The sequence below is a fragment of the Streptomyces sp. NP-1717 genome, from assembly GCF_022695985.1.
Classification (GTDB): domain Bacteria; phylum Actinomycetota; class Actinomycetes; order Streptomycetales; family Streptomycetaceae; genus Streptomyces.
Window position 1 is genome coordinate 1 of sequence record NZ_JAAPBF010000286.1, and the last position, 7,869, is coordinate 7,869.

Below are 7,869 nucleotides of genomic sequence, written 5' to 3' on the forward strand. Positions count from 1 at the left end.
TCCTGATCTTCTCCAGGGACGCCGTCGCGTCCTTGATGTTCTTCACCCGCACCAGGGTGAGCCCGTCCGGAATGTCCGAGGCGGCAGCGGCACAGTTCTCGTCCGGCGTCAGGAAGTACCGCGCACCCGCGTCCCGCGCGCCGACGAGCTTCATCCCGATCCCCCCGATCGGGCCGACCTTCCCGTTGTCGTCGATCGTGCCGGTGCCGGCGACGAACTTGCCGCCCGTCAGGTCGCCGGGCGTGATCTTGTCGACGATCCCCAGCGCGAACATCAGCCCGGCGCTCGGCCCACCCACATCGGCCAGCTTGATGTCGATCTCGAACGGGAACGTGTGGTCCGTCCCGGCCTGGATCCCGACGATGGCGCGGTCGTCGCCCTCGTCCGACTTCACCGTCTTGACCGTGACCTTCTCGCTGCCCTCGGGCTCCTTGCCGGCCTTCTCCGCCGCCTCGGCCACCTTGGCCGGGACGATCGTGAAGACGACGTCCTCGCCCGGCTTGTGCTTGGTGACGATCTCGGCCACGTCCGGCGGCGCCACGACGGTCTTGCCGTCCACCGCCTTGATGACGTCACCGGCGTGCAGAACCCCCTGCGAGGGGCTGTCCTTGACGACCGCGGCGACGACGACCCGCGACGTGACGGGGATGTTCTCCTCCTTCAGGGCCGCGACCTTCGCGCTCTCCTGGGACTGGCTGAACTCCTCCGCGTTCTCCTGCGTGGACTGCTCCTCCGTCTTGCCGTCCGGATAGAGCGTGTTGTGCGGCACCACGATGTTGTCGTGCGACAGCCAGCCGTAGACCGCCTCGACCACATTCATCTTGTAATCCGCGCCCGTGACCCTGACGGTCGTCATATTGAGATGACCCGACGTGGGATAGGTCTTGCGGCCCTCGATGTGGAGAACCGGTTCGCCATTCGCGTCGCCGAGTGTGTTCACCGTGGGACCGGGACTCATCTCCGCGTACGGAACGGGGATGAACACTCCCGCACAGAGCAGCGCGATGAGCACGAGAGTGGAAGCGAGCATCGTCGCGGTGCGGCGTGGCATGGAACGACAGTACGGGAAGGGTCTGTCGGCGCACCCCCGGGGCCGGTCCGTACGAGGCGCCTCGGCCCCGGCTCGTCGCCTTGCGGGGAGACGGGAGGGAAGGGACGCGGCCGGACCGGCGGGGCGGTGTGCGAGGACGCCTCAGACGGCGTCCGTCGTGCCGGGATCGGGCTTCGACATCGCGTCCCGGAAGCGCGCGTAGCCGGCGAGTTCGGCCATGTCTCCGATGGTTCGGTTTCTGGAAACCCAGCTTCCCCATATCGCCGCGCCGATCGCGGCGAAGAGCGGAATCAGCAACCAGGCAAGCGCGGCCATTCCGACCTCCTTACCCAATGTGTGTGTGCAATCCGACTGATCAGCAGATTAGTCATCCGCTGCTCCAACGCTCCGGGCAGGGAGGCGGTTACGCAAATCGGGCCACACGTGAACAGAGGGCGACGGAGAACTCCGAGAGGGACGTCAGCAGGCCCCGACCCATTCCTCCGTACCGTCGGAGAACGTCTGGTGCTTCCAGATCGGCACCTCGTGCTTGAGGTCGTCGATCAGCCTGCGGCAGGCCTCGAAGGCCTCCGCGCGGTGCGGGCAGGAGACCGCGACGACGACCGCCAGATCTCCCACGGCGAGGTCACCCACACGGTGGACGGCCGCCAGCGCGCGCACGGGGAAGTCGGCGGCCACCTTCTCGGCCACCCGGCGTAGTTCGGCCTCGGCCGAGGGGTGGCAGGAGTATCCGAGGGCGTCCACGTCGGCGCCGCCGTCGTGATTGCGGACCGTCCCGACGAACAGGGCGGTACCGCCCGCCGCGTCGTCCCCGACGGCCTGGAAGATCTCGTCGACGGACAGCGGGGTCTCGCGTATCGCCAGCAGCCGGACGGGGTCCTGCGCCGCGTTCTCGCCCGGGTGCGCCTCGATGCGTGCCATGCGGTCCATCGTGCCGTACGGCACCGGCATCGCGTAATGGCGCGTTCGACCGGCGGCCGGGCCGGCCGCTTGGAGCGTCCTACGAAGCGGCCTCCTACGGAGAGCGGCCGCCGCCGGACGGGGCAGGCACTTTCTAGAGACGTCGGCGTGCCTTGCGGGCACGCCGTACCACCGCGGCCGCGCCGAGCAGGGCCACCGTCGCACCGGCGGCACCGGCGGCCGTGGCGTCCTTACGGCCGAGGCGGCGGCCCGCGACGGTGTGCCGGCCCTCCACCTCTTCGAGCAGCGCGCCGAGGACTTCCTCGTTGGTCCACCGGGGCCGCCAGCCGGCGTCGTGGAGACGGCCGACGCTGACGACCCAGGGGTGCATCGTGTAGGCGAGGTCACCGGCCGGGGACGGTGTGAGACCGATCCGGTGCAGCCGCGCGGCGGCGCCCAGGGCGACCGCGGACGGCAGCTCCATGCGGCGGATACCGCTCAGCTCCTCGATCTCCTCCTGTTCGAGCCAGCCGTCGCAGCCGACCGCGAACTCGCCGTCGACCTTCTCCAGCGCGGCGTACTCCAGTGCGCTGACCAGGTCGTCCACGTGGCAGAACTGCCAGGTGGGCCGGGATCCGGCCACGACCAGCAGCCGGGGCGACTCGAAGTAGCGGGTGAGGGCGGTGTCGGTGCCGCCGACGAGTACGGCGGGCCGTACGACCGTGACGTTGAGGCCGGGGTGCGCGCGCGGCGCCCGGCGGCCGAGGCGTTCGATCTCCAGCAGATCGCCGACGCCCGTGGCCTCCGCGGTGGCCCGCAGCTCCGCGTCCTCCGACAGCGGGATGTCGTTGTCGGGCAGCGCCCCGTAGACCATGGCCGAGGTGCACAGGACGACCCGGTGCACCCCCGCGGCGGCGGCCGCGGTGAGCACGGTCTGGGTACCCCGGACGTTGTACGCCGTACGGGCGGCGGCGTCCCGCTCCAGGTCGAGATCGAGCGCCAGGTGCACCACCACGTCCGCGCCGCGCAGTTTCTCGGCGATGGCCGGATCCCGTACGTCGAGGATGTGCCACTGCGCCTCGCTCACCTCCCCGCGGCGCTCGTCGATCGCGACGACCTGCTTGATCTCACCGGACGCCGCGAGGCGCCGGGTGAGCAGGTCTCCGACGCCCGAGGCGGCTCCGGTGACCGCGACGACGGGGCCGCGCGGCGGGGTCGGGGTTGGGCGGTTTCGCGCTGCGCGAACCTGTGGATCTGGGGAACTCACCGGGCGTCTCCAGCGGTTGTCTTCAGTACGAACGTGTACGACACGTGCGTACCAGGTGGCGTCCATCCTGCCGCAGGCCAAGCGTTGGCGGAGCACCGAGCCCGGATGCGGGCCCGGATGTCTACGCTGGGTGGTGTTGTCGGGCAGTCGCCGCCGGCGGATAAGCCGGCGGCCCAACGAGCCGAGGAAACCCGTGAGTGACACCCCATTCGGATTCGGCCTTCCGCCGGAGGAGCCAGAGGACGGCGACGGCAAGAAGAACGGCCCTGCCGGAGGTGGTCAGGGTGCCGGCGGCCAGGGCGGGGGCAACCCCTTCTCGGGGTTCGGCTTCCCCGGTGGCCCGGGCGGCCCCGGCGCGGGCGGGGACAACCCGTTCGCCGCGATGTTCGGATCGATGAATCCGAACGACCTGGGCGCGGCCTTCCAGCAGCTCGGCCAGATGCTGAGCTACGAGGGCGGGCCCGTGAACTGGGACATGGCGAAGCAGATCGCCCGCCAGCAGGTCTCGCAGGGCACGCCCGACGGTACGAAGGACGCCAGCGTGAGCCCCGGCGAGCGGATCGCGGTCGAGGAGGCCGTCCGCCTCGCGGACGTCTGGCTGGACGGCGTGACGTCTCTGCCGTCAGGCGCGGGCACGACCGTGGCGTGGAGCCGCGCCGAGTGGGTCGAGGCGACCCTCCCCGCGTGGCAGCAGCTCGTGGACCCGGTGGCCGAGCGGGTGGGCGCCGCCATGAGCGACGTGCTGCCCGAGGAGATGCAGGCCATGGCGGGTCCGCTGATCGGCATGATGCGCTCCATGGGCGGCGCCATGTTCGGCCAGCAGATCGGGCAGGCCGTGGGCGTGCTCGCGGGCGAGGTGGTCGGTTCGACGGACATCGGGCTGCCCCTGGGCCCGGCCGGCAAGGCCGCGCTGCTCCCGCTGAACGTCGCGGCCTTCGGTAAGGACCTCGGTGTCCCGCAGGACGAGGTGCGGCTGTATCTGGCCCTGCGCGAGGCCGCCCACCAGCGGCTCTTCGCCCATGTGCCGTGGCTGCGGTCGCATCTGTTCGGGGCCGTCGAGGGGTACGCGCGGGGCATCAAGGTCGACTCGTCCAAGCTGGAGGACGCCGTCAGCCAGCTCGACCCGTCGAACCCCGAGCAGCTTCAGGAAGCGCTCCAGCAGGGCATGTTCCAGCCGGAGGACACGGCCGAGCAGAAGGCCGCCCTGGCCCGTCTGGAGACGGCGCTGGCTCTGGTCGAGGGCTGGGTGGACGCGGTGGTGCACGAGGCCGCCAGGACCCGGCTCACGTCGGCCGACGCGCTGCGCGAGACGCTGCGCAGGCGCCGCGCCTCGGGCGGTCCGGCCGAACAGACCTTCGCCACCCTCATCGGCCTCCAGCTGCGCCCCAGGCGGCTGCGGGACGCCTCCCGGCTCTGGGCGTCGCTCACGGACGCGCGGGGCGTGGACGGCCGCGACGGGCTCTGGGAGCACCCCGACAACCTGCCGACGGCCTCCGACCTGGACGACCCGGACGGCTTCGTCCACCACGAGCACGCGGACTTCTCCGAGCTGGACAAGATGCTGGGCGAGGCCGCGAGCGGCAAGCCGAAGCCGGAGAAGGACGGCGAACCCGGCGAGCGCGACAAGGGTGACAAGGGCTCGGACGACGAGGGCAAGGACGACGGCGCCAAGTGAGTCTGCACGACGACGCCGTCGGCGTACTGAGGACGTACGACGGCCAGGACGAGCTGCGCGGCATCTATCTGGAGCACTTGGCGGCCCGTCCGGACGGGATGTGGAAGTCCTGCGAGGCCGGGCACATCACGGCGAGCGCGCTGGTGATCGACCCCGAGCGGGGCCGTGTCCTGCTCACCCTTCACAAGAAGCTGGGCATGTGGCTCCAGATGGGGGGGCACTGCGAGCCCGGGGACGAGTCGCTCGCCGCCGCAGCTCTGCGCGAGGCGACGGAGGAGTCCGGGATCCCGGGCCTGGCGCTGCTGCCCGGCGGGCCCGTACAGCTCGACCGGCACGCGATCCCGGCGCCCTGCCACTGGCATCTGGACGTCCAGTACGCGGCGCTCGCGCCGGTGGGCGCGGTCGAGGAGATCAGCGAGGAGTCACTGGATCTGCGCTGGTTCGCCTACGACGAGGTGGCGGCGGTCGCCGACGGGTCGGTCGTACGGCTCCTGGAGCGCACGCGCGCGGTGCTCCCGGCGCGGGCGCGCGGCTGACCCGTCCGGCACGACCGGGCGAACCGGGCGGGGGCGGCCTCCGAGGAGACCGCCCCCGGCGGACGGCGAGGAGCGGAAGGACCGCGGTCAGCCGCGGTTCCAGGCGTTGTTCTGGTTCTGCGCGTGGGCGCCCTGCTGGCCCACGCCGAACTGCGCACGCGCGCCCTGCCCGATGTCCGCGTTCTGCGGCGGCATGACCTCGCTGGGCTGCACGAGCGCGAAGCCCTGGCCGAGGAAGCTCAGCTCCCAGCCCTCGCCGGTGTTGCCGCGCCGGCGCCGTACGCCCGAGGAGTGCGTCTGCGACTGCATCTGCACCCGCAGGGCGGAGGACCACGCCACGACGGCGTCGGCGTCCACGTTGACGTACTTGTCCGGCGTCACGTGCATCATCAGCGGCTGCCCGGACGTCATCAGGGCGACCTTGCCGCGGCCCGAGATGTTGAGCTGGTACTTGCCGGAGCCTGAGATGCCGTACTGGCTGTCCACCGCGATGACCTCGATGTGCAGCGTGGAGTCGAGCGCCAGGACATAGGCGCTGTCGACGGTCATGCCCTCCTGGTCGACGTCCACGACGTGCACGTACTGCGCGAGGTTGGCGAAGTAGACCGTGCCCTGACCCGAACAGCGCATCAGGTCGAGGCCCTCACCGGTGTTCGCCCTGGCGCGCCGCTGACCCGGGGACTGGTACTCACCGTCGAAGTCGATGAGTCCCTGGTAGGCGACCATCGCGCCCTTACGGGCGAGGACGTCGTCGTGGCCGGTGAGCGCGACCCGCAGCAGTTGCGGGTTCTGTACGACGTAACGGTCCTGGGACTGCGTCTCCGCGAGTCCGAAAAGCGGGCTCTGCATGATGTTCTCCTCCCCCTCAGCCCCGGACCCGCAGGCGGTCGGTGCTGTCCTCGCTCGGCTGTACGACGACGAGGCCCTGGCCCGAGAAGGCCATCTGGTAGGCCTCCCCGCTGCCCCGCCCGACGAGCGACGAGGCCTTGAAGCTCCGCTTCCCCTTCACCTTGAGCCCGGGTGACCAGGCGACGAGGGCGTCGGGGTCGACGTACGTCTCGTCCTCACCACGGCCGCAGTCGACGACGATCGGCGTGCCGCGCGAGGTCAGCGCGACCCAGCCGGTCCCGCCGACAGTGACGTTCCACAGACCCTGTCCGGCGAACTTGGCCAGCCCCTTCACCTTCTCGACGCCCCACTGGAGGTGCGCGTCGAAGGCCAGCAGGTTGGTGCCGTTGACCGAGATCGAGTCGTTGTTGAGGTTGATGACGACGACGTCGGCGCCGTAGTCGGCGAGGTAGAGCAGGCCGTCCCCGGCGCACTTCATGATCGGTGTGCCTTCGCCCGTCACCCACTGGCCGGCGATCTGGCGCACGGCGGGCGGGTTGGGCTCGTACTGCACGAAGCCCTCGTACGCGACCATCGATCCGGTGCGCGCGTAGAGGTCCTGCCCACTGGTCATGGCGACCTTGAGCATGGTGCGGCCGTGGTTCTCCATCCGGGCCGTGACGGGGGTCGGGGCGAAGCCCGCGAGTTGCTGGTTCATGTGCCGGGCTCCCTCAGACCTCGTACGGCTGGACGACGATGAAGTTCCCGGGGGCTCCCCGGAACTGGAGGTTCACGGTCTCTCCGCTGTGCCCCGGATACGCGTTGCGGCGCAGCCTGACCTGGCTGGAGAGGATCACCTGGGACGCGGCGGACCAGGCGACGACGGCGTTGCTGTCGGCGAAGGTCGTGGGCGTGACCGGCAGGACGACGGGGACGCCGTGGGTCTTGACGACGACGGTGCCGGTGCCCTGGAACAGCATGGTGAACAGGGCACCACCGGGGATGCCGTGGCCCTCGATGCGGCGGACCTCGTACTGAAGGGACTCGTCGAAGGCGAGGACGTTCTCCGCGGAGACACAGATCCCGTCACCCTGGAGTTCGATCGGGTGCAGATGTGAGGCTTCCTCGGCGAGGAACACCTGGCCGCGGCCGGAGCAGCGCATCAGCTGCATCTCCTGCCCGGTCGCGTTGCCGACGATACGGCCGGCGAAACCGGCGCCCTTGTAACCGAAGTCGACCTTGCCCTGGTACATGACCATGCTGCCCTGGCGGGCGAGCACGGACGCGCCGCCCATGGCGAGGTCGACCCGCATGAGCTGCTGGTTCTGCGGGGTCCAGCGCTGGCCGGTGGCCGCCTCGCGGTACGGCTGGAGGGCCGACTGGAGGCCGGGACCGGCCTGCTGGCCCGGCTGCGGCATGCCGGGGGGCGGCGCCCCCTGGGGCTGGCCTCCGTACGGAGGCGGCGTCGGCTGCCCGTACGGCGAGGGCGCGCCGGGCGGCTGTCCCTGACCGGGGAACTGGCCGGGGAACTGGCCGGGTGCCTGCCCCGGTGCCTGGCCGGGGATCTGGCCGAACTGCGGCTGCTGCGGCTGGCCGGGCTGCGCGTACGGCG

At 71.0% G+C, this 7,869-nt stretch carries 9 protein-coding genes; 2 read left to right on the plus strand and 7 right to left on the minus strand.

Annotated features, from left to right (window positions below):
• From GXP76_RS32245 to GXP76_RS32260, 4 genes are all read right to left on the minus strand, one after another.
• On the minus strand, nucleotides 1–1,051 hold a 1,051-nt coding region (locus GXP76_RS32245; RefSeq protein ID WP_242575163.1), incomplete at its 3' end, for a PDZ domain-containing protein.
• A gap of 141 nt (nucleotides 1,052–1,192) precedes the next feature.
• Nucleotides 1,193–1,366 carry a hypothetical protein gene (locus tag GXP76_RS32250; RefSeq protein WP_242575164.1) on the minus strand — a complete coding sequence of 58 codons (174 nt, stop codon included), beginning with the start codon at nucleotides 1,364–1,366 and terminating at the stop codon, nucleotides 1,193–1,195.
• 144 nt (nucleotides 1,367–1,510) lie between these two features.
• Nucleotides 1,511–1,972, minus strand: a complete 462-nt coding sequence (locus tag GXP76_RS32255) for a molybdenum cofactor biosynthesis protein MoaE (RefSeq protein ID WP_242575165.1) — start codon at nucleotides 1,970–1,972, stop codon at nucleotides 1,511–1,513.
• 133 nt (nucleotides 1,973–2,105) lie between these two features.
• Nucleotides 2,106–3,218: an SDR family oxidoreductase gene (locus GXP76_RS32260; protein ID WP_242575166.1), complete on the minus strand. Its 1,113-nt coding sequence runs from the start codon at nucleotides 3,216–3,218 to the stop codon at nucleotides 2,106–2,108.
• A 193-nt stretch (nucleotides 3,219–3,411) separates the two neighbouring features.
• Here GXP76_RS32260 and GXP76_RS32265 point away from each other — a divergent pair, with 193 nt between their 5' ends.
• The gene (locus GXP76_RS32265; RefSeq protein WP_242575167.1) at nucleotides 3,412–4,893 is read left to right on the plus strand and encodes a zinc-dependent metalloprotease; all 1,482 of its coding nucleotides are present in this window, start codon (nucleotides 3,412–3,414) and stop codon (nucleotides 4,891–4,893) included.
• Complete coding sequence (locus GXP76_RS32270) at nucleotides 4,890–5,429, plus strand: NUDIX hydrolase (protein WP_242575168.1); 540 nt, start codon at nucleotides 4,890–4,892, stop codon at nucleotides 5,427–5,429. Before GXP76_RS32265 ends, GXP76_RS32270 begins: the two co-directional genes overlap by 4 nt.
• Before the next feature lie 87 nt (nucleotides 5,430–5,516).
• On the opposite strand, the gene GXP76_RS32275 is transcribed toward GXP76_RS32270, so the two are convergent.
• The 3 genes from GXP76_RS32275 to GXP76_RS32285 form a co-directional block, all read right to left on the minus strand.
• Complete coding sequence (locus GXP76_RS32275; RefSeq protein ID WP_242575169.1) at nucleotides 5,517–6,278, minus strand: AIM24 family protein; 762 nt, start codon at nucleotides 6,276–6,278, stop codon at nucleotides 5,517–5,519.
• Between the two features lie 16 nt (nucleotides 6,279–6,294).
• A complete protein-coding gene (locus GXP76_RS32280) occupies nucleotides 6,295–6,975 on the minus strand; it encodes an AIM24 family protein (protein WP_242575170.1) in 681 nt (226 codons plus the stop codon).
• Nucleotides 6,976–6,988: 13 nt separating this feature from the next.
• The coding region (locus GXP76_RS32285) for an AIM24 family protein (protein WP_242575171.1) at nucleotides 6,989–7,869 on the minus strand (881 nt) is incomplete at its 5' end.

Coding starts and splice junctions, on each gene's coding strand:
- GXP76_RS32255 (WP_242575165.1), bottom strand. CDS start 1,972: ATGGCACGCATCGAGGCGCACCCGGGCGAGAACGCGGCGCAGGACCCC.
- GXP76_RS32275 (WP_242575169.1), bottom strand. CDS start 6,278: ATGCAGAGCCCGCTTTTCGGACTCGCGGAGACGCAGTCCCAGGACCGT.
- GXP76_RS32280 (WP_242575170.1), bottom strand. CDS start 6,975: ATGAACCAGCAACTCGCGGGCTTCGCCCCGACCCCCGTCACGGCCCGG.
- GXP76_RS32250 (WP_242575164.1), bottom strand. CDS start 1,366: ATGGCCGCGCTTGCCTGGTTGCTGATTCCGCTCTTCGCCGCGATCGGC.